This is a genomic window from Acidisoma sp. L85 (genome assembly GCF_009765865.1).
Lineage (GTDB): Bacteria > Pseudomonadota > Alphaproteobacteria > Acetobacterales > Acetobacteraceae > Acidisoma.
Window position 1 is genome coordinate 238,312 of record NZ_LMUQ01000061.1, and the last position, 23,198, is coordinate 261,509.

The window sequence follows — 23,198 nt, forward strand, 5'->3', positions numbered from 1 at the left end:
ATGAGTTCCGCGAAACGGTTCTGTCGCAGATCGCCGAACAGAGCCCGAATTTCCGCGACCTGATCCGCCATGTGGAAACCCGCAGCCCCTGGGATATCGAAAACGAGGCCGGCTTGACCGAGGGCAATATCTTCCAGGGCGAACTCACGATGGACCAGCTCATCTTCAACCGCCCTGTACCCGGCTACGCGCAATACCGTGCGCCGATCGCCGGGATGTACATGTGCGGCTCCTCGACGCATCCCGGCGGCGGTGTGATGGGCGCGCCGGGCGCCAATGCGGCGCGTGAAATCCTGCGGGATCTTCGCATCAAAGGCTTCGACCCGCGCGAGGAGCATGACCTGTGAGCACGCGCTACGACCACATCGTCATCGGCGCCGGCCATAACGGCCTGGTCTGCGCCGCCTATCTCGCCCGCGCCGGCCGCAGCGTGTTGGTGCTGGAGGCGGCCGAGGAGGTCGGCGGCGCCGCGCGAACAGCGGAAATCGCGCCGGGTTTCCGCGTCTCGGCCTGCGCGCATCTGCTGTACGGCCTGCATCCGCGTGTGATCCGCGAGCTGAGCCTTCGCCGCCATGGCCTGGACTATGCCTCCGCGAGTTTGCAAACGGCTGTGATGGGCGCGGATGGTTCCGTGCTACGGCTCAAGACCGACCACGCGGCGGGTGCGATCGACGCGGCGGATATCGTGGCGCTGCCGGGTTTTCGTCGCCGCTTGCTGAAGATGGCGCGGCATCTGCGGCCGATGCTGCTTATGCAGCCCCCGCGTTTGGCGGGGCGCGATCTGAAGCAGAACATCGACCTAGCGCGCCTGGGCTTCGCCATCCGGTCGATGGGCCAGGCGGATATGCGCGACTTCCTGCGCATCGCCACGATGAATGTCTTCGATCTCGTGCAGGACAATTTCGCCTCGCCGCTGATCCAGGCGGCCTTCGCGGCGGATGCCGTGCTTGGCACGAATCTTGGGCCGCGTTCGCCCGGCACGGTGCTGACGCTGCTGTATCGCCTCATTGGCGAGGTTGGACCGGTACAGGGTGCGGTTGCCTTGCCGCGCGGCGGCATGGGCGCTGTGACGCAGGCGATCGCCGCCTCGGCCCGGGACTTCGGTGCGACCATCCGCATGGGCGCCGCCGTCGGCCGCATTCGTGTCGAGGGCGAGCGTGTGGTGGGGGTCGAGCTGGCAGATGGCGAGTTCATCGCCGCTGGCAGCGTGGTTTCCAATGCCTCGCCGCAACGGACCTTGCTGGATCTAGTGGGGCCGCGTCATCTGGATGCCGGTTTCCAGCGCGACATCGGCAAGATCCGCGCGAAGGGCAATACCGCGAAGCTGAACCTCGCCTTGAGCGGCCTGCCGGCATTCCGTGGCCTGGACGCAGCCGATCTTGCCGGCCGCATTGTGCTCGCGGGCAGCCCTTCGGCCATTGAGGCGCAGTTCGATCCGAGCAAATACGGCGAGTGGTCGCCCGAACCGCTGATGGAGATCACCATCCCCTCCGCGACCGATGCCACCGCGGCGCCATCCGGCCAGCACGTTCTCTCGGCCGTGGTGCAATATGCGCCCTATCGGCTGAAGGAAGGCTGGGACGCCGCCAGGGCGCGCTACCTGGAGGTTCTGCTCGACCATCTGGAGCGCTTCGCTCCCGGCATTCGGCAGCAGGTGGTGGCACAACAGCTTCTCACGCCGTTGGATCTGGAACGCGATTACGGGATGCCGGGCGGGCATTGGCATCACGGTGAACTCGCGATTGACCAGCTGCTCATGCTGCGGCCGGTCAATGGCGCGGCGCGCTATGCCATGCCTATCGCTGGTCTGTTCCTTTGCGGCGCCGGAGCGCATCCGGGCGGCGGGGTGACTGGTGCTCCGGGGCATAATGCGGCGCAGGCGGTTCTTGCGGAAGCCAAGCCCTTGGAGCGCGCGGCATGAACCCCGATCTCGCTCCGGCGCAGCACGATAGTGCCCGCGCCACCACGCGCATTGGCCTGAAGGAAACGCCCTTCGCGCCGCGCCTGCGTCCGCTCAACCAGTTCGAGGCGCTGGAATATTGGCAGGGCTATTGGTCGCCGGCGCATTTCGGCAATATGGAGCGCGAATACTTCGCGATCCGCAATACCGCGAGCGTCTTCGATATCTCGCCGATGAACAAGTATCGCATCACCGGGCCGGACGCGGATGCATTTTTGCAGCGGCTGGTGACGCGCGATGTCACTAAGATCAGCGTCGGTCGCGTCGCCTATACGGTATGGTGCGACGATGCCGGGCAGGTCATCGACGACGGCACGCTATTCCATCTCGGCGAGCAGGATTGGCGGCTGTGCTGCCAGGAACACCAGACCTTCTGGCTCGAGGCTTCCGCGCGTGGCTTCGATGTTTCGGTGCGTGAGGAAACCGAGGAGGTCGCCGGCCTGTCGCTCCAAGGACCGACGAGCTTTTCGGTGCTGTCCCGTCTCGGGCTGGGTGGGCTGGAGACGCTGAAGCCTTTCGGGATTCGGCGCTGGCCCTTCCGGGGTCATGAGTTGATGGTCTCCCGCACCGGCTTCACCGGCGACCTTGGCTACGAGCTGTGGATCGCGCCCGGCGGGGCGCTCGACCTTTGGGATGCCCTGATGGAGGCGGGCCAGGGCATCGGCGGCGTGGAGCCCACGGGCAGCCACGCGCTGAACATGGCGCGGATCGAGGCGGGGTTCCTCGGCGCCCAGCTCGACTTCATTCCGGCCGACAAGGCTATCCGGGCGGGGCGGACCCGGTCGCCCTACGAGCTGAACCTTGGGTGGCTGGTAGACCTTGCGAAGGGTCAATTTACCGGCCGCAAAGCGCTGGTGGAGGAGAAGGCTCGCGGATCTCGCTACTGCCTGGTCGCGGTCGATATCGAGGGCAAGGAACCGGCCGAAGGGTCGCTTGTCTACCACAAGCAGAAGACCGAGGTGGGCCATATCACCTCGGGCATCTGGTCGCCCACCGCCAAACGGAACATTGGGCTCGCCAGCCTCAAGCGGCCATTCGGCGATACGAAGACCGAGGATCTTTGGGTCGAGATCTATGCCCTGCACGAGCTGCGCTGGGAGAAGGTCATGGCGCGCGTCCGGGTGGTGAAGGCGCCCTTCTTCGAGCCAGCCCGCCGCCGCGCGACCCCGCCGCTGCCCTTCTGATTCGAGCCGGTCGTGGTAGGTTATCCGACGAACCCTGAGGGAGAGAGCGCATGAGCGCGACCAATTGGCATGAGAGAGCGGCGGCGCTGAAGCCGGAGACGCGGTTCTTCATCGGCGGCGACCTGGCGACCGGTTCGGGCGGCCATTTCGAGACCATCAACCCCGCCAATGGCCAGGTCATCGCCGCGGTCAGCGAGGGCACGCCCGCGGATATCGACCGCGCCGTGGCTGATGGGCTGAAGGCCTATCGCAGCGGAAGCTGGTCCCGCATGGCGCCGCGTGACCGCATGGCCGTGATGTATCGCTTCGCCGATCTCATCGAGCAGAATGTCGAGCTTTTCGCGCTGCTCGATACGCTGGATATGGGCAAACCGATCAGCGACATGGTGAATATCGATGTGCCCGCCTCGGTGCATTGCATTCGCTTCACCACCGAATGTATCGACAAGCTGACCGGCTCTACCACGGCGACGCCGTCCAATGTGCTGCATTACATCAATCGCGAGCCGCTCGGCGTGGTGGGCGCCATCGTGCCGTGGAACTATCCGCTGCTCATGGCGGTGTGGAAGATCGCGCCCGCATTGGCCGCCGGTAATTCCGTGGTGCTCAAGCCCGCCGAGCAGTCGCCGCTATCGGCTGTGCATCTCGCGCGGCTTTTCGCGGAAGCCGGCGGCCCCTCGGGCGTCTTCAACGTGGTGAATGGCCCCGGCGAGACGGTCGGCCGGGCCTTGGCGCTGCACAATGACGTGGCGAAGATCAGCTTCACGGGCTCGACCGAGGTCGGCAAGCTGATGCTGCAATATGCCGGCCAGTCCAACATGAAGAAGGTCGCGCTGGAATGCGGCGGCAAGACGCCTCAGGTGATGATGGCCGACCTGCCGGACCTCGCGACGGCCGCCAAAACCGCCGCCGCCGGCATCTATGGCAATATGGGCGAGGTCTGCAACGCCGGCTCCCGCTTGCTGGTGGATCGCAAGATCCATGACGAATTCGTCCATAGCTTCATGCGGGAAAGCGAAAGCTGGATTCCGGGCGACCCCCTGAACGAGGAGACCAATATGGGTCCCCTCGTCACCTTCGAGCAGCAGAAGCGCGTGCTGGGATATGTCGATATTGGCAAAAAGGGCGGCGCTTCGCTGGCCTTCGGCGGCAATGTTCCGCAGGGTCTGGAGAAGGGCGCCTATGTCGCGCCGGGTCTCTTTACGGGCGTCGACAGCGGCATGCGGATCGCCAAGGAAGAGATCTTCGGCCCGATCGCGGCGCTGATCCCCGTCGACGGCGTCGAGAACGCGATCGAGGTCGCCAATGACACGATCTACGGCCTCGCCGCCGGAATCTGGACCTCGAACCTCACCACCGCGCATACGCTCGCTCGCGAGATCGAGGCCGGGACGATCTGGGTCAATTGCTTCGACGAGGGCGACATGACGCAGCCCTTCGGCGGCTACAAGCAGTCGGGCAATGCACGCGACAAATGCTTCGACACGGTGCTGGCCTATACGCAGTCGAAATCGGTCTGGGTGAAGCTGGTCTGACCGTCGGCGGTCAACATGCGCGCGACTTCCCCGCCACCACCATCGCGGTGCGTGACGGGGAAGCTGAGGAAAAGCCTAGGCGGCGACTGCCCAATCCTGCTCGGCCGCCACGACATTGACGTCGATTCTGACTACGCGCTCGTGGTCGGAACGGCCGAGGTCCAGCAGCGCCTGCCCATCCGTCCAGCGCAGTCGGCCGCAGGTCTCGATGCCATGGAAGCCCAGCGCAAGACGGCCGTCATCCAGCGCTAGCGTATCGCCGTTGATGGTGACCGTGGTGATCCCGGCGCCCAAGCGGCGATGATCGCTGGCCGCTCTGGCGGCTACCGAAGCGAGGCGCACAAGGCCACTGCTTCCCGCTGGGACCGTCACGTCATGCGTGCCGACTGCTTCCAGCCATAGCGTCTGGGTCGCGCCTGCGCCCGCGCCGGTGGCGACGGCTCGTCCCTCGACCCGCGCACGGATCACGGCGAGGGCAACCCCGCCCTCGACGAGCGGGGCGCAAGCGCGCGTCCGCCATGCCTCAGAGGCGAGATCGGGGGCGAAGTCCCCGTGCAGATCGGCCGGCACAGCCGCGTTCGCGAACATGCCGCGATTGCCGGTGTCCAGCCAGCTCTCTGCCGCGGCGCCTTCCGCCATGAGCAGGTCGTGCTTCGGCAACTCGACATGGAAATAGGTGATCTCGGCCATGCTCGTGTCGCGAAGGATAGTGCTGCCGTTAACCAACAGCCGCGCCGGAACCAGCTTGCCGTCGAGGCCCATGGCATGCTCAGGGCTGACCAGGAGATCGCGCGACGGTACGCCCGCCGCCAGCGCGCCAGCGCGGATCCGGATCGGCGCTACATCCGGCCGTGCCGCGAGGCTGAAACGACGATGCCCGATCCAGGTCACCGCCGCGGCTTCGCCGGAAGCCGTCACCACGATGTCACCCGCTTTCAGCGACTCGACGGCGACGTAGCCCCCCGTCGTGGCGATCAGTGTGCCGAGCGCGAAACAGGTCGGCGTGCCCGGCGTGGTCACGAAGCCAGCAAGGGTTTCGCCGTTCGAGGTATCGGTGTTTCCGAGCAAAAAAGTTTGAAACTTCCACCCACCGTTCGAGGCGCCTTGGCTGGACGCCTGAACGACAACACCAGAGGAATTGACGCCGAGCACCGTGAAGGTCGTGCTTGCATTCGCCTGGTCGGTCGAAGCCGCTCCGAATGCGAGCTTGCCGCTATAGGTTGAGCCGACGACCAGATCAGAAAATGAAGATACGCCGTCAATCTCGACGAAATAGGCGTCGGTCACTCCGCTCGACAGGTTCTCATGCGATGCCGCGGCATTGAAGGTGCCGTTGGAAAAGCTGCCAGGCGATAAATCTCCGGAAGCTCCGCCATGCTGCGTGAAGCCGTTTGAGTTCTGATTGTAGAAATAGATCGACATTCTGCGGTCCTTCAGGATCGGGGGGCGGCGAAGCCAGGCTGGCTCGCCACGTCGCGGATCCTGTGTCAGTCGAGGACAGTCATCGTCAACATCATGGAAACGATCCGCAGCTCCGATATCAGGTCAATCAACTTTCTGCTGAATAAGCGACGGATTTTTCCAATACAAACACTGGTCACCTCTAATTTTTTCTTGGTGTTCAGCACTTCAGCGATAGTCAATGCTGGGGCTAAGGGCTTGGTTGTGGAGTGACAAAGCGCGACAATGGGTCACAGCGAAGAAACCGACGCAAGCAGCCCGCATGGTGTCACACCATCAGGCTTGCCAAAGCCGCCAGGAGTGCGGGCGGCATGACGATGGCACCGCGCAAGAGGAACTTCGTGAAGCTCACTTCCTCACCCTCCCGCCGCAATGCCGTCAGCCAAAGGATTGTCGCCAGCGAGCCGGTGATCGAGAGGTTCGGGCCAAGATCGACGCCGACCAACAGGGCGTTCGTCACTACTCTTGGAACATGCGCGGCGGCGACGGCGGAGCCCGCGATGAGGCCCGCCGGCAGATTGTTCATCACGTTGCAAAGCAGCGCGAGCAGCACCCCAGCCCCCCAGGCCGTGCTCGCCGTCGAGACCTCAGAGGCGTGATGTAAGAGGTCGGCGATCCCGGCAACCACGCCGGTCGCGGCGAGGCCCTGGACGAGCACGAACAGCCCAGCCACGAGCGGCAGGACGAGCCACGAAACGCCGCGCAAGGTCTCCCAGGGTGCCTCCCGCTTAGCGGCCAGCACCACGGCTGTCGTGACGACGCCCGAGAGCGCGGTGGGCAAGCCGAGCGGGACGTCCGCACCGGAGGCGGCGAGCAAGACAACGGCCGTCGCCAGAATGCCGGCGGCCGCGACCTTGCCTCCGAAGGGAAGCTCGGCATGCGGGATTTCAGCGGCGATCGGCGCCCTGAGACCGCGCCATTCGACCAGCAGCAAAGTCCCGAGCGTGACGAGGACGCAAACGGTGGCTGGCAACAGGAAGTCAGCGAGCCAAGCCATCAGCGCTGGCATGTGATTGCCGTAGAGCACGAGATTGGCCGGGTTGGAGATCGGCAGGATGAAACTCGCCGCATTGGCGATGAAGGCGCAGATGAAGAGATAAGGCAGCGGATCGGCCTTGGCGGCTCGCGTGGCGGCAAAAACGGCAGGGGTGAGCACGACGGCGGTGGCATCGTTCGAGAGGAAGGCTGTGACAATCGTTCCAACGCCATAGACGAGCAGGAAAAGCCGCGTGGCCGAACCTCGTGAATGGCGCACGGCGAAAACGGCGAGCCAATCGAACAGCCCCTCCCGCCGCGCGACCTCGCTCAGCAGCATCATGCCGAGAAGAAAGAGGTAGACATCCGTGCCCTTGCCGATCGCGAGCAGTGCCTGATGCCACGGCAACAATCCGCTCGCGACGAGCAGGACGGCGCCGCCGACCGCCCAAACCGCTTCGGGCAGGCGCCAGGGTCGGACGATCACACCGGCGGTCGAAACGCCCGCTATGATCCAGGTCGGCGCCGCGGCACTTGCGGCGATCATGGGGTCGGGTTCCGCTCACGGCAAAGCGATGCCGGCATTATCGAATTTACTTCGCCGTTCATCGTGGCTGTTTGGCCTATGCGGGTTGGATAGTCGCTCTGGGAGTTCGTCGTCTACGCGCCGTCATACACACTATCTTGGGCGCATCTTGCGAGACGGCTAGTCCTCGCGAGGTGACGACGCAGCGGAATTTACTTGTTGCTGTCGCCTAAGCAGCAGTCGGTGTAGGGGCTGGGCGCGGCGCCCAGCCTGGCTCCAATCCTAGAGGCAATGCGTATTCACCGCTTTCCATCTTGCGTTGAACCGTGGCCAGCGAACGCGGTCGGTCGAAGTAGTATCCCTGCACATAGGTGCAGCCGACGGCACTCAGGAAGTTCCACTGTTCCGCCGTTTCGATGCCCTCCGCCGTCGTCGCCATGCCGAGCTTGGTCGCGAGTTTGATGACGGATTCCACGATGGCGATCGAGTCGCTGCGGGAGCCTAGATCGCCGATGAAGGAGCGATCGATCTTGATCTTGTCGAAGGGGAAATGCCGGAGATAGCTCAGCGACGCGTAACCGGTACCGAAGTCGTCAAGTGCGATCGTCACGCCGAGCGCCCGCAGCTCAAGCAACATGGAGCGCACCTCGTCGCCATCGCGCAGCAGCGCCCCTTCGGTGATCTCAAGCTCGAGCCGCGATGGCTGCAACCCCGCGTTGCGGAGCGCGGATTCCACGACCTTCGTTAGTCCTCGATCCTCGAACTGCGTTGGCGACAGATTGACCGCCACGCGAATATTGGCAGGCCAGTCCGCCGCATCCATGCAGGCACGCCTGATCACTGATTCGCCGATGGGAATGATCAGCCGGGAATCCTCGGCGACAGGGATGAAGCGGCTCGGGAGGATGGTGCCGAGCGTCGGATGGTTCCAGCGCAGCAGGCCCTCGAATTGCGCGAGGTGCCCGGTCGCGACCTCGAAGACCGGCTGATAGAGCACCTCGAAGCGGTCCTGCTCCAAGGCATCGCGAATATCGGCGGCGATGGTGCTGCGGACTTGGACGGCTGTCTCCATCTCGGCCTCGAAGAACCGGGAGGTGTTGCGGCCCTCCGCTTTCGAGCGATAGAGCGCCATATCGGCGCTGCGGAGGAGTTGTTCGGCGTCATTCGTCTCGTCATTGCAGATCGCGATACCGACGCTGACGCCGGCCACGACGCGACGGCCGTCGATGCTGTAGGGCTGACCCACCGCCTCCACCAGACGATGCGCCAGGGTGACGGTCTCGTCCCGTGTGCGGGGCTGCATTTGCAGGATGGCGAATTCGTCGCCGCCGAGCCGCGCGACCACATCCTCGTCGCGCACGCAGCCGCGCAGCCGTCTCGCGATCATCACCAGCAGGGCGTCGCCCGCCAGATGGCCAAGCGTGTCATTCACATCCTTGAAGTGATCAACATCGAGCAGCAATAGCGCGAAGAAGCGATCGGCGGCGCGGTCGCGCAAAGCCTCGGCCATGCGAAGCGTGAACATGAGGCGATTGGGCAGATCGGTAAGAGCATCGTGATGGGCGATGTAGTCGGTATTCGCCTCGACCTTGCGTCTCTCGGTGATGTCCTCATAGGTCGCGACCCAGCCGCCTTCGGCCATCGGCATGTGACCGACCTGGATCGAGCGGCCATCGCTTTCCGCATAGAACGAACCACGCTCCTTCTGGGCGACGAAGGCTTGAGTCTGTTCGCGGATGCGCTCAATCACCGCTCTCGGTTGGGACTGCCGTTGCCCCATTATGCGGAACAGGTCCTCCAGCGCGGCTCCCGCCTCCGCTTCGGCGGGACGCAGGCCGAACATTTCGAGGAACCGGGTATTGGAGACGATGAGGCGGTCGTTCCGATCGGCCATCAGCAAGCCATGCGACATGTTGTTGAGCGCAGCATCGAAACGCGTGTTCTGAATGCGCAGCGCCTCGTCGCGATTGCGGAGGGCCGCGTTCTGCGCCGCCAGATCTTCGTTCGCCTTCGCCACAGCGGAATGCGCGGAAGTGAGCGCCGCCCCCGCGACCTGCAGATCCTCGGTGAGCAGACTGAGATGCCTGTTGGCCTCCATCATCAGGCGATTGTCGCGCAGCAGCATGATGATGAGCAGGACGCCCACGACGATGAGCGCGAATATGACGCCGGACGAAATGAGGTGGAGATTTTTAAGATGCGCCTGGTCGATCTCGATCTGAGTACCCACCAGCGTGCTCGTGATCGACGACAGCCGGGTCATGTCGGGATCGAGCGGCGTAAGTTCCGCGATGATCTGCGCCGCGACGCCCTTCTCGGACAATCGCGGCATGAGCACCTTGATGTCTTTGAGCGCTACAGAGAGTTCATCGAGCACGCCATCAATCTCAGAATGGCCGGCGATGAAGCTCTTGAACGACTCACGGCTGAGAATTTCGAAGCGGTTCTCGAAAATCTCGAGCCTGAGGTTAACGATATCCTCAGATGAATCGGGTAATCCGAGTGCGAAGGCGGAGACCGCGTCCTGGAATCGCAGCAACTCGACGGCGCCTTGCCCAGCGTCGAAGGCATCGTCGTAGCGAGCCAGCCGGTGAACGGTCTGGTCCTGCTGGATCGCCAGGTAGGAGGTGCAGCCGGCAGCCAGCGCGAAGCAGAACAGAATCAGGAGGAGCGGTAGCTTAGCCTGATTTCGTCGCCGCACCTTCCCGGTGGCCGTCAGCGGCATCTTTCAGACGATCGCGAGCCGGTTGAGCTGCCACACGCTACGACCGTAGAAAGTCTGACGCTCCAAGGTCGAGCGGCTGTCGAAGGGATAGACGATAAAAAGTGGTCCCTTGCTAGAGACCGGCATGTATTTGCCGTTCATCTTGGTCGCCAGCAGCGTGCCATATCGCGCGAAGTCGCTGATGGGGAGTTCGGCGCTGTAGTCATTCAGCGCGTAGGCGACGACGGTCTTGCCGCTCGCCCCGACACGCCGCATCAGCGTGTCGAGCAGGACACCCTGAAATTGCGTCTTGCCAGGGTCCCAGGGTGTGCTGGTACTGAACTCAGTCAGACCGAGGGCCTCAAGCGACGGCATGTCGAAGACCGCCGTTTTGCCTCGGTTGGCGTTGCTGATTTTTCCAGAGACAGTCAGGACGATGGGTCCTTTCGGCTCGGCGAGCGGAAGAGGGGCGTCGTCAGCTCTAAGAGGAGACGTGGCCAGAGAGGCGGCCGCGGTGCCGATACCGACCAGGAACGTCCGGCGCATACTCATGGTTAGCCATCCCTTACGTTGCTGAGACCGCGTTTCGTGCCCCCCATGGGCCGGCCCGGTATCAGGAGCACCAAGACATCCTCCGCAATTCGCCGTCCGAGCTAACAAAGCGGACGGCTCGGCTGCGCTCCGCCGAATCCGAAGGATTTGGCGGTTGAGTATCAATAAGGCTTATATCCCCGATCCAGCCATAGTTCTCGCTCTGCAACCAGCGGTTTATAATAAGTGTGACTCTTACGCCAAGCTGTTAGCCGCTTTTACCGCTGGAAAGAGCTCGGCTACCCTCAAACCATGACACCCCCTGAAAGCAGCCTCATGAAGACGGCCCCCGCCCCCTTGCCCGACCCCGATCTGCTGGAAAGCAGCCTGTCCGCTTTGCCCCCCGGAGCCACGGTTCTGGACTATGGCTGTTATGGCTGGTCGGCGGCGCAGCTTGGTCTTCACCTCGGCCGCGACGATCTGGATCACCTTGGGGTTGATCTCTACGAGGAGCCGCCGGGGCGGCCGCCTTCCGCCCGATATCTGCGACTCAGCCATTCCGGAGCCGCGTTGCCCCGGGAAACGGCGGATCTGGTTATCGCCTCTCATGTATTGGAGCATTGCGCTGATGCGGTCGGTGTCTTCGGCAGTCTCATTGCCGCCGTCCGGACCGGCGGCGCCGTCTATGTCGAGGCACCGAGCGAACTGACCGCGCTTCAGCCGAGCGACCCGGATGTCGAGGGCCACGCCTTTACGAGCTTTTGGGACGATCCGACTCATGTGCGGCCCTGGTCCCCGGCGGCGCTTTATCGCCTCGGCCTCTCCTTCGGCGCCAGGCCCGAGCGTTGCGGGCACGCGATGCGCGGCGGCATTCATTGCAGCCTCGCGCTCATCCGCAGAATTGATCCGGAGGCGCCGCGATACCGCTACGTCTCCCTCGCCGGAGTGCCGCGCGGCGTCGAAGCGGCGCTTGCCCATGTCGGGCGGCGCTCGGCATGACGCGCTGCGTTCTCGGGCTAGACATCGGCACGACCTCAACTATCGGCATACTTGTGGCGCTCCCCGACCGGGTTCTCGGCCTCGCCTCCCGCAGCGTGACGCTGCATTCGACGCGGGCGGGCTGGGCCGAGGAGGACCCCGAACAGTGGTGGTCGAACGTCCGCGAGATCACGCGTGAGTTGGTGGCGACGAGCGGGATCGACGCGGCGGACATCGCGGCAATTGGCGTCACCGGCATGCTGCCGGCGGTTGTTCTGCTCGATGCGGATGGGCAGCTCCTGCGTCGCTCCATCCAGCAGAGCGATGCGCGCTGCGGCGCGGAGGTCGAGGAGATTGGGGCGGAAATCGCGGAGGCTCGGTTCATCTCCAAGGCCGGCAATGGCATTAACCAGCAACTCGTGGCGCCTAAGATTCGGTGGCTGGAGCGCCACGAGCCGGAGGTCTTCCGGCGGATCGCGACGGTCTTCGGCTCCTATGACTATATCAACTGGCGGTTGACCGGTGAAAAGGCGGTCGAGCAGAATTGGGCGCTCGAAGGCGGTTTCGTGGATGTGCAAGGCGGCCGCCTGGATGACGAGCTTATCGCGCTTGCCCATCTGCGTCGTGACGCGATTCCCCGGAAAACGATCTCGCACGAGATATTGGGGCGGGTGACGGCGGAGGCCGCGGCGGAAACCGGGCTGGTTTCCGGCACGCCGGTCGTGGGGGGCGCCGCGGATTTCATCGCGTCCGCGCTCGCCGCCGGTGTCGTGCAGGGCGGTCAGGTGTTGTTGAAGTTCGGCGGCTCGGTCGATGTCATGGTAGCGGCCGAGACGGCAACGCCGGATCGCCGGATGTATCTGGACTACCACCTCGTGCCGGGCCTCTTCATGCCCAATGGCTGCATGGCAACCGGCGGCTCCGGCCTGAACTGGTTCGCCCGCACTTTCGCCGGCGGCGAGTTGGAGGCCGCGAAGCAGGCGGGCCTTACGTTGCACCAACACCTGGACCGGCTGGCGGATGCGGTGCCGCCCGGTGCCGAGGGCGTGCGGTTCCTGCCCTACCTGCTCGGCGAGAAGACGCCGGTGCATGATCCCGCCGCGCGCGGAGCGATTTCGGGTCTCACCCTGTCGCACGGGCTAGGCCATCTGTGGCGCGCGCTGCTCGAGTCCTATGCCTACGCCATCGTGCATCACGTCGAGGTCCTCAATGATATCGGCTATCCGACCGGGGTTTTCCTGGCCTCGGATGGCGGCGCGGGCAGCCGGACCTGGATGCAGATCGTCGCGGATGTTCTGCAACAGCCGGTGCAGCGGCTGGAGGGGCATCCGGGCTCATGTCTGGGCGCGGCCTGGACGGCGGCGATCGGCGTCGGCTTGGTCACGGATTGGTCGGGCACTTCGCGGTTTGTGACCTATGGGGAGGTGTTGCAGCCCGACCCCGAGAATGCCGAATTGTATAGGGATGGATATCACGCGTATCGAGCGCTCTATCGTCCGGCGGCCGGGGTTCGCTGATCTCCTGGTGACGGGTTGGCTACGGTCACTGCCGCTTTGTTCGGGCGCGTGCCGCCGCTCAGTAGCGGTGGGTGAAAAGGCCGCGCCGCTGATAGGCGGATGCCGCCTCCTCCATCATCGCGGCAATCCTCTGCGCTCCGAAATCGCGGCGTAGGCGCTCCGCCATGGCGAGGATGTCACTCGCGGCTTTGGCACGGCCCGGCCGCAGGATCTCGTAGGCCGCCAGCAATACGGTTTGCGGGACGGTCGCGAGTTCGGCCGCGCGTTCGAGGTTTTCGGCGAGGCGATCCCGCTGCGCCGAGCGCGCGATCTCGGCCTGCAAAACTAGCGCCGCCGGAGTGATGGTGATGTCCGCGGCCGATACCTCGCCCGCCATCACCGCGTCGAGCGTGAGAGTGTCCAGCGTCTTGCCGGAGGAGGTCAGCACCAGATCGGGCCGATTTTCCGCGAGGGGGTAGAACTCGATCAGCTTGGCGGAATTCGTCATGCGGCGGCCTCTCTGAGGAAGACGGGCCTCACCTCAACGGGTAGCGCCCCGGCTACCGTCAGCGCCGTCTCGACCGCGTGGATAAGCGCCACTTGGACATGAAAGCGCGCGCTGAGTGCCTGGCCGTGGCTTGGCACGACCACTGGGTCAGGCCGGCTTCCGCGCGCGTGTAGCGCGGCATTGCGCGCCAGGGCGTGATAATGCGCGAGGCTGGTAACGGGCGCGTTGGAGAACAGCTCGAGATTGAGATGCGGCAGACGGTCCGCGCGATGCAGCACCGTCGTGCCCTTTGCCTGGAGTCCGATGCCGATCCCCGAACCGGACAGCTTTGCCGCCGTGAGACCAATGAACGAGGTATCCGCCGTGTGGCGGCAGCGCACGAAACGCGCCGTGCCGCCGCCCTCGGAGATGCCCGCCATCAGAGCCCGGATCACCGCGGAAAGCGGATGGCCCGCCGTGGTCTCATGCAGATTCTCGCCGAAGCCGGGACTTATGCCGACTACAACCTCATGCGGGTCGGTTCCCCGAGCCGCTGGTCCCAGATTTTCCAGGGTGTAGCGCCGGCGTTCCTCCGTGCCGCGGATCGCCTGTCCCGCCAGCACGTCCTTGCGTGACAGGGTGCCGCGCAGGCGCTTGATCTTGGCCCATCGCTCTTCCGACATCTGGTAGCCGGTGCCGGGGCCCGCATAGTGGTTCGGATCGTTGATGGCGCTGATGACCCTCCCATCCCGGATGATCGCTGAGGTTTGCAGGTAATCTCCGCTGACCCGCTGCCGAAGCATCATCAGCACATGCTCCGCCTCAGCGACGAAGCCGCGTTTCGCCAAAGCACGCACCACGTCCACCGCCGTGATGCCGCGCGCGTCGATCGCCTCGCTCATCGGCGTGACCGCGCCGGGCTCGTAGCCCTGGGTCTCATCCGATCCCGATGCGAATACGACCGAGCGGCGCATCGCCGCGGTGGGATGCGCGAGGTCCAGCTCCTCCAGCACCGCGGTAATTGCATCGACCGCTCGCGTGCGGAGATCGATCGCCTCATCCTCGCCGATCGCGGTGAGGCCGCCATCGACCCGGAAATCGCGTTGCAGGACCAGGTAGTCCTCGATGTCCTCGCCGTTGAACAGGGAGACATTAAAGGAGTTGTCGTAGCCCTTGATGGAGCCGAAGCCGGAACAGATGAATTCGGAACCAGCAAGGAGAAAGGGCGCGATCTTGGCTCCCACCCGGATTTCCGAAGCACTCGTACGTACGTCGTTGCCTGATGCGCATTCGAGCCCCAGCCAAACGGCGAGAAGGTTCTCCGCCATCAGTTCCCGCACGCCGCTGGGCAAGGATGCGGTCAGTGAAGCGCCATCGACCCCGCCGTTCTGCGTGCCCTGAATGCCCATGGCGCGCTGCAGGCAAAGGCAGCGCGCTTCGAGGTAGAGGATCGACTTCCGCTCATGGAAACCCATGAGCAGTTCCGAGGCCCCGCCCGAGGTGCAACGCGCCTTGATGCCACGCGAGGCATAGGCGGCGGCGAGGAAAGCCTTCGACCAGGGCGTGTCGTCGCCATCGATGAAGCTCTGCTCGGTACCATAGACGGAGACTGTCTCGGCATAGGAGGCGAGACCGCTCATCCCGATCCGCAACTCCTCCGCCTCCTCGATCGAACATTGGAACAACACGCTGCCGCGCCCGACCGCGGAGCCCACGGTACAGGCCAAAGCGTTCGCCCAGGAATTGCTGGCGACCCGCATCGTGGTCTCGATCTCGTCGAAGCCGAGCGCCGCCGCCGTGGCGGCATCGGCGGCGAGTTGCAGAGGATCGTCCTTGGCATTGGTTACGTGGGCCTGGTTGCCGGGCCGCTGCCGGCTCCGCATCTTGGCGAAGGCGAAGGTGATTTCGAGGGCGGACATCTCGGCCACGACCTCAGCGAGCCGCGCGGGCGTCATCCCCGTCGCCAGACGCTGCAAATCCTCTCGCGGGACATGGATATCAACCAGCATCCGGGCGACATCAAGCGGTGCCAGGGCCATGGCCTCATCGACCACGGCGGGATCGAGGTGGTGGCGCGCGACGAATTCGTCGATGAGGTCGAAGTCGTGCTCGCCCTTGCCATCCAGCACCGTGACGCGGCCGGCGGAGATGGAACAGGAAGCCTTGGGATCGAAGGGGCTGCCGATTGCGCAGAAGCCCTGCTCCGGCGCTTCCTCGGCGAAGCGGTCCTGCCTCAGGGGCCGCGCATCCCATTCGTCGAAGCGCCGCCAGCGATTGGGCGTCGGAGGCTCGCGCGGGTCCATGGCGTCCATTCCTTCGCTGCCTCGGCCGATCCAAACACAGCAAGCTTTGGCGCCGCATCGACCGTCGTCGTTGATGCCATCAAGGCGTTGCCCGGCGGCGGTCACCGGCGGGCGCACCCACCCCTAACCCGTCCCTGGAAGGGAGGGGAAGCCCAAGCTCGCGGCTGGCCGCGGGCGGGTAGTGCTTCCTCTATTTTTAGAACGGCTCTAGGCTGAGATAATAGTTTGATCTCATGGCCAAGACGCCACCGAATCACGTTCGGCTTCTCGCTGACCAGCGGCTGGGCTTGCCCAATTGGGATGAAGAGCGCCGTCATTCCGGCCGGTCGCTGTCGCTAACGATTTTGATGGAAAGTCTCGACCAAGCGCGATGATCGCCCCCAAGCCGGCAAAGACCGATCTATTGCAGGGCTGCCTCCAGGCCTCGCGGCTGGGTCTGATGGATCAGGCCCGGGACCTCGCCCATCGCCTGATCGCCGCCGCACCTGCAGCGGAAGCGCCTCGGATCCTCGATGCGCGGATCCGGCTGATCTGGATTGAGTTCCAGGACGGACATCACGCGACAGCCCGGAGCGTCGCCCATACCGCCATCGCCGAAGCGGCGGCATTGGAAGACGTTCCCCGGGAATCGATCGCCCGATCACATTACGCGCGGTTGCTGGCGGAGGACCTCGAAACCTCTCGCGCGGCCGACGAGGCTTTGACCGCGTTGCGCCTCGCCAGGGTCTCGGGCGACGCGCTGGCTCTTTCGATCGCGTTGGTCGTGCCCGCGATCATCTGTTCCCGCGTCGGGCTTTACGAGGCCGCCGTCGAACTGGCGGATCAGGCGGTGCTCGAATCCCAGCGGTCAGGCGATACGGAGGCCATCGCGCATTCCATATCCAACTACGGATCGCTGCACGCGGACTACCTCTACCGCTTCGCGATCGCCACGCCGGAGCAGCGCCGGGAGTATCTGGACATCGCGATCACCCAAAGCCGCCGCGCCACGCAATACGCCCGCGGTCTCGAAGACAGCGAGATGCAGCGGCTGCCGGGCTACAACCTCGTGGAGTTTCTGCTGCTGGCCGGAGAGAAAGACGAGGCGGAAGCCGTGATGCGGGAGACCGATGCGGCGCCTGGCCGCCCATCCCGCCGCTCCGAGGTGCAGCGGGGCCATGTGCTGGCCAACCTTATGCTGGCGCGCGACGATCGCCAGGCGGCCATCGCCGCCCTGCGCGAAAGCCTGGAGCGCTGCGTCAACTATCCTTTTCTCGAACTGGCGGTTTTCGCTGCGAGAAATCTGGTCGATGTGCTGGCGGAGACCAGGGATTTCGAGGCGGCTTATGAGGCGCACCGGCGCTTCGACGAACTCTATTGCCTCCACGTCAACGAGGATGACAGCCGGCACATGCAAACCTCGATCCTGCATGACCGGATCGCCGAGATGCGGCTTCTGATCGCGGCTGAGGAAGGCCGCGCCAGCCGGCTGCTGGAATCGAATGCCAAGCTGGCGGAAGCGGCGGAGCGGCTGGCGCGCGAGACGCTTGAGGATGCCCTGACAGGAGTCGGGAACCGCCGCCAGCTCGATCTCACCCTGACGGAACTCGCGGCGCGGCGCGGTGGCTACGCGATCGCGATCCTCGACGCCGACCATTTCAAGCAAGTCAATGACCGCTATTCCCACACGACCGGGGACGCGGTGCTTCGGGGGATCGCTCAGGTCGTGAGGGACGCGCTTGTGAGGTCGGGCGGCGGTGGCGACTCGGTTGCCCGGCTCGGCGGCGAGGAATTCGCCGTGATCCTGGCCAATCGCTCGGACGTGCTGGCAGCGGCGGTTTGCGAAGATCTGCGGGAGGCCGTGCAGCGCCATAATTGGAATGGCGTCGCGCCGGGCCTCGCCGTGACGATCAGTATCGGTATTGCCTCGTCGGATGAGGCTGAAGATGCGGCGGGCTGCCTCGCTTTAGCGGATCGCCGCCTGTACGAAGCCAAGCGGGCCGGTCGCAACTGCATTGTCTGGGCAGGTTGCGCGCCGCTTGCCCATCAGCATGCGGCTCAACACACCGGCCTGGTGCCATCGGAGGCTAAGCCGGGACTGGCCTCACCACACTGAGCCGCCGCTGGCTTCGCACCTTTCAGGCCGGCACGACATCGGTAGCCCCAGCGTCGCGTAGCGCCGCCTCGGCCTTGGCATGAAGGTCGGCATTCTTGGTCTGGACGGTCAGAATGAGCGTGCCGGCGGAAGCCTTTCCGTCGCGATCGCGCTGCTCTTCGTCATTGGCGACGGTCGTCGCGGCGAAGGCACCGCCCCCTGCGGCCGCGCCAGCCGCCAAGGCGACACCGATGGCCGCAGCGGCGACTCCGCCCGTGCCTATGGTGATCGCCGCACCGGCCAGAGCCGCCACCGTGGCCGCGCCGCTCACATGGAGGGTTCGCGCCTGCTGCGCGTCCTCATCCGTGTAAGCCGTCTTGGCCTGGGCACCGGGTGTAGGCGCTCCCCCGGCCATACCGCCCTCCGAGATCGCGAGATCCGCGCGGTCGAAGCCGAGAAGGCTGAGTCGGCCGATCGCGTCCTGCATCTGGTCGGAGGACGCGAAACGGCCGGCGACACGATGTAGCTCGATTGCCATTGGCGACGGCTGGAGAGTCGGTGAAGCATTCGGGTCGGTCTGGGCCATGATCGCCTCCGCGGGAATGCGCCACCGGAGGGCGCTTCTGTGTCTTGAGCTAGGGTGCGATCGGTCAGCGCGCCGTCACGATCCCTTGAGGCTCGGCCAAGTCAGACAGGTGTCAGCGCACCCCGAGGGCGGCGGTCAGGCCGCCATCAATCCTGATATCCTCGCCCGTCATGAACGCCGCCTTGTCGGAAGCGAGGAACGCGATCAGCTCGGCAACCTCCTCTGGCTCGCCGATCCGGCCGAGGGGATGCGCCGCGCCGAAGCGCGCGAAGGCCGCCTCGAGATCGGCATCCGGACCATCGAAACGGCGCGCCGATTGCTCGAGAATTGGGCTCCGCACGGAGCCGGGGCTGACCGACAGAACGCGGATGCGCGAGGGAGCGAAATCCAGCGCCATGGCCCGCGTCATCGCATGGATGGCGCCCTTCGACGCGACATAGGCCGCGACCCCTGCCTGACAGGCATGGCCCTGGACGCTGGAGAGATTGACGATCACTCCGCCGCCCCGGCGCCGCATCACCGGCACCCCGAAATGCGCCGTCAGGTGAACGCCGCCGACATTGACGGCCAGGCAGCGTGCGAAGGTTTCGGGATCCGTCTCCACCACATCGCCAAAGGGATGCACGGCGGCCGCATTGACGATGATGTCGAGGCCGCCGAACAGGCGGTCCGTTTCCGCGACGGCTGTCGCAACTTCTTCCGGCTGTGAGACATCGGTGAGGCGTGTTTCCACCTGCAAACCCTCGGCGAGGGCTGTGGCCGCCAAGGCGGCGTTGCCGGACGCATCGATTCCGAGCGCCATAACCCGGACGCCGTCACGAGCTAGGCGCAGCGTTGTGGCGCGGCCGATGCCGGTCGTGCCGGTGACCAAAGCGACGCGCTCTTCTTTCTCCGCCATGAAACCTCCGCATGTATTCCGCGTGACGCTACACCCTTTCCAACGGCGGCCGCCAAGGCCAGGATCCGGCGCAACCGGGAGGGCGAACATCATGCTGCAGAGCTGGCGCTGGTTTGGTCCGGAGGATCTGATACCGCTCGACCATGTGCGGCAGGCGGGCGCGACGGGCATCGTGACCGCCCTCCACCACATCTATGACGGCCGCGCCTGGACCTCGGCTGACATCGCCGAGCGCCAAGCGATGATCGCGGCGGCCGGTCTGCGCTGGGACGTGTGCGAATCGATCCCCGTGCACAGCGCTATCAAGCTGCGGAGCGGCGACTGGCGCCGCTATCTAGACAATTGGAAGGACAGCCTCGCTGCTCTGGGCCGCGCTGGGGTGCCGGTGATTTGCTACAACTTCATGCCGGTGGTGGATTGGACGCGCACCGACCTCATGTTCAGGGTATCGAGCGGCGGTTTCGCGCTGCGTTTCGACCTTGTCGATTTCATCGCCTATGACGCTTTCGTCCTGCGCCGCGCGGGGGCCGAGAACGACTACGCGGCGCCTCTCCTCGATCTTGCGGAATCCCGCGTGGCCGTGATGGACGAAGCCGCGACGACCAGATTGGAGACCACCATCATTGCCGGGCTGCCGGGCGGCGAGGATAGCTATTCGCGGGAAGGCATTCGCGCCCGCATCGCCGAGTTCGGCGGGATGAGTGCCGACGAGTTGCGTGCCAACCTCCTCGCCTTCCTTTGCGAGGTCGTGCCGGTGGCTGCCGAGGTTGGCGTCCGCCTAGCGATCCACCCGGATGACCCGCCGATTTCGCTTTTCGGTCTGCCGCGCATTCTCTCAACCGCCGAGGACATTCGCGCCATTACGTCTGGTGTGGATCATTCGGCGAACGGTCTCACGCTCTGCGCCGGGTCTTACGGTTCCCGCCACGACAATGATGTTGTGGCGATCGCCGCGGAGTTCGCGACGCGTATCCAGTTCGCGCATCTGCGCAATGTGACCCTAGACCCTGACGGTTCCTTCATCGAGGACGATCACCTCGGCGGGAGGGTCGATATGCCGCGCCTCGTGCAGTTGCTGCTGCGCGAAGAGTCGCGGCGTCTTGATGCCGACGACACGCGGGAAATCCCCATGCGCCCCGACCATGGCCACCTGCTGGCGACCGATATCGGCACGCGCAGCAATCCGGGATATTCCTATATCGGACGCCTCAAGGGGCTCGCGGAACTACGTGGCGTGATGGCGACAGTGGGTGCGCTGGGGCTGTGATAGGCGCGATCCGTTATCTTGGATGTGCGGGCGCGGGTTAGCGATAGGCGTCCGGGGTGTCGAGGTAGGTGCGGACGAAATGCGTCACCGCCTCCTCCAGTTCTGTGGCCGGACGGTTATAGCCGGCGGCATGCAGGCGGGCTGGGTCGGCTTGGGTGAAATACTGGTAGCGGTCGCGAAGTCCGTCAGGCATCTCGACGAAGCTGATGCGGCGGGGCAGGCCGAGCGCATCGAAGATCGCGCCCGTTAGATCGATGAAACTGCGAGCCCGCCCGCTGCCGAGGTTGAACAGCCCTACGCCGCTCTCCTGGTCGAGCAGCCAGAGAATGACGTCGGTGACATCGGCGACATAAATGAAGTCCCGCAGTTGCTCGCCATCGGCATAGTCGGGACGGTAGCTGCGGAAGAGATCGATGGTCTGGCCCGCCTTGATGGCCGCGAAATACTTCGAGACCAGGCTCATCATCGGGCCTTTATGCGCCTCGTTCGGACCGAAGACGTTGAAGAACTTGAGGCCGATGCAGAGTGGCGGCAAGGCATCACCGGCTTCGCGCCGCGTCGAGACCACCTGATCGAAAAGATGCTTGCTCCAGCCATAGAGATTGAGCGGCCGCAAGGTCTGCAGGTGGCTGAGCGCCATATCGTCATCGAAGCCTTGCGCGCCATCGCCATAGGTGGCCGCGGAAGAGGCATAGATGAGTTTTACCTGGCGCGCGGTGCACCAGTCGAGCAAGCGAAGCGAGAAGCGGAAGTTGCGCTCGATCACCTCATCCGCATCGGTCGCCATGGTCGAGGAATTGGCGCCCATATGCACCACCGCCTCGATATCGTTGCGGGGTTCGAGCCAGGCGAGCAGCTCGGCCGGAGGAATGATGTCCTGCACGATGCGTTTGCGCAGGTTCTGCCATTTGCCGTCGGCGCCCAGCACGTCGCAGACCGCGACGTCCCGCCGCGCCTCTTCGTTGAGAGCGGCGACGACGTTGGAGCCGATGAAGCCGGCGCCGCCGGTGACGACGATCATGCGGGTGATCCTTCCCGGTGGCGTGGCGAGGCGAGCAGCCGATGGGCAAGCACCCCGGCGCAGGTCAGGTGGTAGAGGCTGCTGGCCGGAGCGTGGTCGCGCGTGAAATGACCTTCCGCCACACGCCGCTCGTACCATAAACCGCGCGGCTCGATATCGAGATAAGGTTCGAGCACCGCGAAGGCGGAGCCGATGCGCGCCGTGGTCGCATCAGGGCGCACGAGTTCCGCTTTCAATCGTTCGGTTTGCGGCCAGAGCCTGGCGCCGGTGGCTCGTGGCGCGCCGTCGCTCCAAACCTCGTCGAATAACGCGCCGGTTTCCGGATGCAGGCCATGATTGTCGATGAAATGCAGCAGAGCGCGGATGGCGTGACGGGACTCTGGTGGCGGGACGCGGCCGCGACGGCGGCAGAGCGATCCATGCCAATCGAGCAGCCAGACCCATTCAGCGTGATGGCCCGGCTCGACAACGAAGCGGCCGCCTTCACGCAGAGGGGTCAGCCGGTCATCGTAGAATTCAGGCAGCGCGCCCTCGTGCCATTGGAAGAGATGGCTGAGGAAAACCTCCACCAACTCATCCGCACGCTCGAGGAATTGTGGCTCATCAAAGGCCTCGGCGGCGGCGAGATAGGCTTCCACGAGATGCATATGCGGGTTCTGCCGCCGAGGCAGGCTTGGCGGCAGGCCTTCGAGATAGGCGAGCCCGCGATGGCGCAGCTTGCCCTGTAGAAAGCGGTCGAGCGATTGCACTTCCGCCCGCAGAGTCGAGGATGGCAGCACCCGGTAGGCGGTGGCGAGAGCGAGCAGCACGAAGGCGTGGTCATAAAGGTCGTGCCGCGCATCCGTGACCGCACCTTTGAGGTCGAAGCGCCAGGCATAGCCACCGGTCGGGGTGCGCGCGAAACGGTCGAGGAAGGCGAGGCCAAGCGACACCGCTTCCAGCGCGGCAATGCGAGCCGCTGGCGGCAGCCCGTCATGTTCGAGCCGCGCCGCCTCCGCGAAGACGATGATCTGACGCGTTACGACACGGAGCCGCCGGAAACCGGCGGTGCTGGCGACGGTGTCGAGTGCGAGATGCTCGTGGAAACCAGCATGGGCACGGTCGATGCCTTGAGCGAGCCAAAGCGGCCAAGCATCGTCTCGCAACCACCACAATAATTTGCTGGCAGCCGGCGCAAGGATCGCACGATTGGCAGGCGACAGAATTGTCATC

Annotated in this window: 17 protein-coding genes and 1 pseudogene; 8 read left to right on the forward strand and 10 right to left on the reverse strand. The window is 64.8% G+C overall.

The genetic code is table 11. The features are described 5' to 3' along the window. The 4 genes and pseudogenes from GSQ83_RS19505 to GSQ83_RS19520 all read left to right on the forward strand — a co-directional run. A pseudogene (locus tag GSQ83_RS19505) lies at window positions 1-347 on the forward strand (NAD(P)/FAD-dependent oxidoreductase); the annotation flags it as partial. Continuing rightward, window positions 344-1,921, forward strand: a complete 1,578-nt coding sequence (locus GSQ83_RS19510; protein WP_158804543.1) for an NAD(P)/FAD-dependent oxidoreductase — start codon at window positions 344-346, stop codon at window positions 1,919-1,921. The pseudogene GSQ83_RS19505 and the gene GSQ83_RS19510, both read left to right, overlap by 4 nt. Next, a complete protein-coding gene (locus GSQ83_RS19515) occupies window positions 1,918-3,144 on the forward strand; it encodes an aminomethyltransferase family protein (protein ID WP_158804544.1) in 1,227 nt (408 codons plus the stop codon). The genes GSQ83_RS19510 and GSQ83_RS19515 overlap by 4 nt, the downstream gene beginning before the upstream one ends. A 50-nt stretch (window positions 3,145-3,194) precedes the next feature. Continuing rightward, on the forward strand, window positions 3,195-4,679 hold the full coding sequence (locus GSQ83_RS19520; RefSeq protein WP_158804545.1) for an aldehyde dehydrogenase family protein: 1,485 nt from the start codon (window positions 3,195-3,197) through the stop codon (window positions 4,677-4,679). Between the two features lie 75 nt (window positions 4,680-4,754). Here GSQ83_RS19520 and GSQ83_RS19525 read toward each other — a convergent pair whose 3' ends face one another. The 4 genes from GSQ83_RS19525 to GSQ83_RS19540 all read right to left on the reverse strand — a co-directional run bounded on the left by GSQ83_RS19525 (window position 4,755) and on the right by GSQ83_RS19540 (window position 10,897). Further along, window positions 4,755-6,101 carry a Hint domain-containing protein gene (locus tag GSQ83_RS19525; protein WP_158804546.1) on the reverse strand — a complete coding sequence of 449 codons (1,347 nt, stop codon included), beginning with the start codon at window positions 6,099-6,101 and terminating at the stop codon, window positions 4,755-4,757. A 307-nt stretch (window positions 6,102-6,408) separates the two neighbouring features. Beyond that, on the reverse strand, window positions 6,409-7,662 hold the full coding sequence (locus GSQ83_RS19530; RefSeq protein ID WP_158804547.1) for an arsenic transporter: 1,254 nt from the start codon (window positions 7,660-7,662) through the stop codon (window positions 6,409-6,411). 208 nt (window positions 7,663-7,870) lie between these two features. Beyond that, on the reverse strand, window positions 7,871-10,366 hold the full coding sequence (locus tag GSQ83_RS19535) for a bifunctional diguanylate cyclase/phosphodiesterase (RefSeq protein ID WP_158804548.1): 2,496 nt from the start codon (window positions 10,364-10,366) through the stop codon (window positions 7,871-7,873). Window positions 10,367-10,369: 3 nt separating this feature from the next. Next, window positions 10,370-10,897, reverse strand: a complete 528-nt coding sequence (locus GSQ83_RS19540) for a molybdopterin-dependent oxidoreductase (protein WP_216850363.1) — start codon at window positions 10,895-10,897, stop codon at window positions 10,370-10,372. A gap of 315 nt (window positions 10,898-11,212) precedes the next feature. On the opposite strand from GSQ83_RS19540, the gene GSQ83_RS19545 reads away from it, so the two are divergent. Both GSQ83_RS19545 and GSQ83_RS19550 read left to right on the forward strand, forming a co-directional pair. Further along, window positions 11,213-11,875, forward strand: coding sequence for a bifunctional 2-polyprenyl-6-hydroxyphenol methylase/3-demethylubiquinol 3-O-methyltransferase UbiG (locus GSQ83_RS19545; RefSeq protein ID WP_158804549.1), 663 nt, complete (start codon window positions 11,213-11,215; stop codon window positions 11,873-11,875). Next, on the forward strand, window positions 11,872-13,371 hold the full coding sequence (locus GSQ83_RS19550; protein ID WP_158804550.1) for an FGGY-family carbohydrate kinase: 1,500 nt from the start codon (window positions 11,872-11,874) through the stop codon (window positions 13,369-13,371). The genes GSQ83_RS19545 and GSQ83_RS19550 overlap by 4 nt, the downstream gene beginning before the upstream one ends. 58 nt (window positions 13,372-13,429) lie before the next feature. Here GSQ83_RS19550 and GSQ83_RS19555 read toward each other — a convergent pair whose 3' ends face one another. Next, the gene (locus tag GSQ83_RS19555; protein ID WP_158804551.1) at window positions 13,430-13,858 is read right to left on the reverse strand and encodes a diol dehydratase small subunit; all 429 of its coding nucleotides are present in this window, start codon (window positions 13,856-13,858) and stop codon (window positions 13,430-13,432) included. Then, window positions 13,855-16,140 (reverse strand): propanediol/glycerol family dehydratase large subunit, encoded by a 2,286-nt coding sequence (locus GSQ83_RS19560; RefSeq protein WP_174246694.1) that lies wholly within the window; start codon window positions 16,138-16,140, stop codon window positions 13,855-13,857. The genes GSQ83_RS19555 and GSQ83_RS19560 overlap by 4 nt, the downstream gene beginning before the upstream one ends. A 370-nt stretch (window positions 16,141-16,510) precedes the next feature. Here GSQ83_RS19560 and GSQ83_RS19565 point away from each other — a divergent pair, with 370 nt between their 5' ends. Continuing rightward, window positions 16,511-18,235, forward strand: a complete 1,725-nt coding sequence (locus GSQ83_RS19565; protein ID WP_158804553.1) for a GGDEF domain-containing protein — start codon at window positions 16,511-16,513, stop codon at window positions 18,233-18,235. A gap of 22 nt (window positions 18,236-18,257) precedes the next feature. Here the strand turns inward: GSQ83_RS19565 and GSQ83_RS19570 are convergent, their stop codons facing one another. Together GSQ83_RS19570 and GSQ83_RS19575 are read right to left on the reverse strand one after the other, a co-directional pair. Further along, window positions 18,258-18,800 (reverse strand): hypothetical protein, encoded by a 543-nt coding sequence (locus tag GSQ83_RS19570; RefSeq protein WP_158804554.1) that lies wholly within the window; start codon window positions 18,798-18,800, stop codon window positions 18,258-18,260. A gap of 112 nt (window positions 18,801-18,912) precedes the next feature. Continuing rightward, window positions 18,913-19,698: an SDR family NAD(P)-dependent oxidoreductase gene (locus tag GSQ83_RS19575; protein WP_158804555.1), complete on the reverse strand. Its 786-nt coding sequence runs from the start codon at window positions 19,696-19,698 to the stop codon at window positions 18,913-18,915. A gap of 91 nt (window positions 19,699-19,789) precedes the next feature. Here GSQ83_RS19575 and uxuA point away from each other — a divergent pair, with 91 nt between their 5' ends. Further along, a complete protein-coding gene (uxuA, locus tag GSQ83_RS19580) occupies window positions 19,790-20,965 on the forward strand; it encodes a mannonate dehydratase (RefSeq protein WP_158804556.1) in 1,176 nt (391 codons plus the stop codon). Between the two features lie 37 nt (window positions 20,966-21,002). On the opposite strand, the gene rfaD is transcribed toward uxuA, so the two are convergent. Continuing rightward, a complete protein-coding gene (gene rfaD / locus GSQ83_RS19585) occupies window positions 21,003-21,986 on the reverse strand; it encodes an ADP-glyceromanno-heptose 6-epimerase (RefSeq protein WP_158804557.1) in 984 nt (327 codons plus the stop codon). Continuing rightward, window positions 21,983-23,197, reverse strand: a complete 1,215-nt coding sequence (locus GSQ83_RS19590) for an AGE family epimerase/isomerase (RefSeq protein ID WP_158804558.1) — start codon at window positions 23,195-23,197, stop codon at window positions 21,983-21,985. The genes rfaD and GSQ83_RS19590 overlap by 4 nt, the downstream gene beginning before the upstream one ends. Window position 23,198 lies beyond the last annotated feature (1 nt).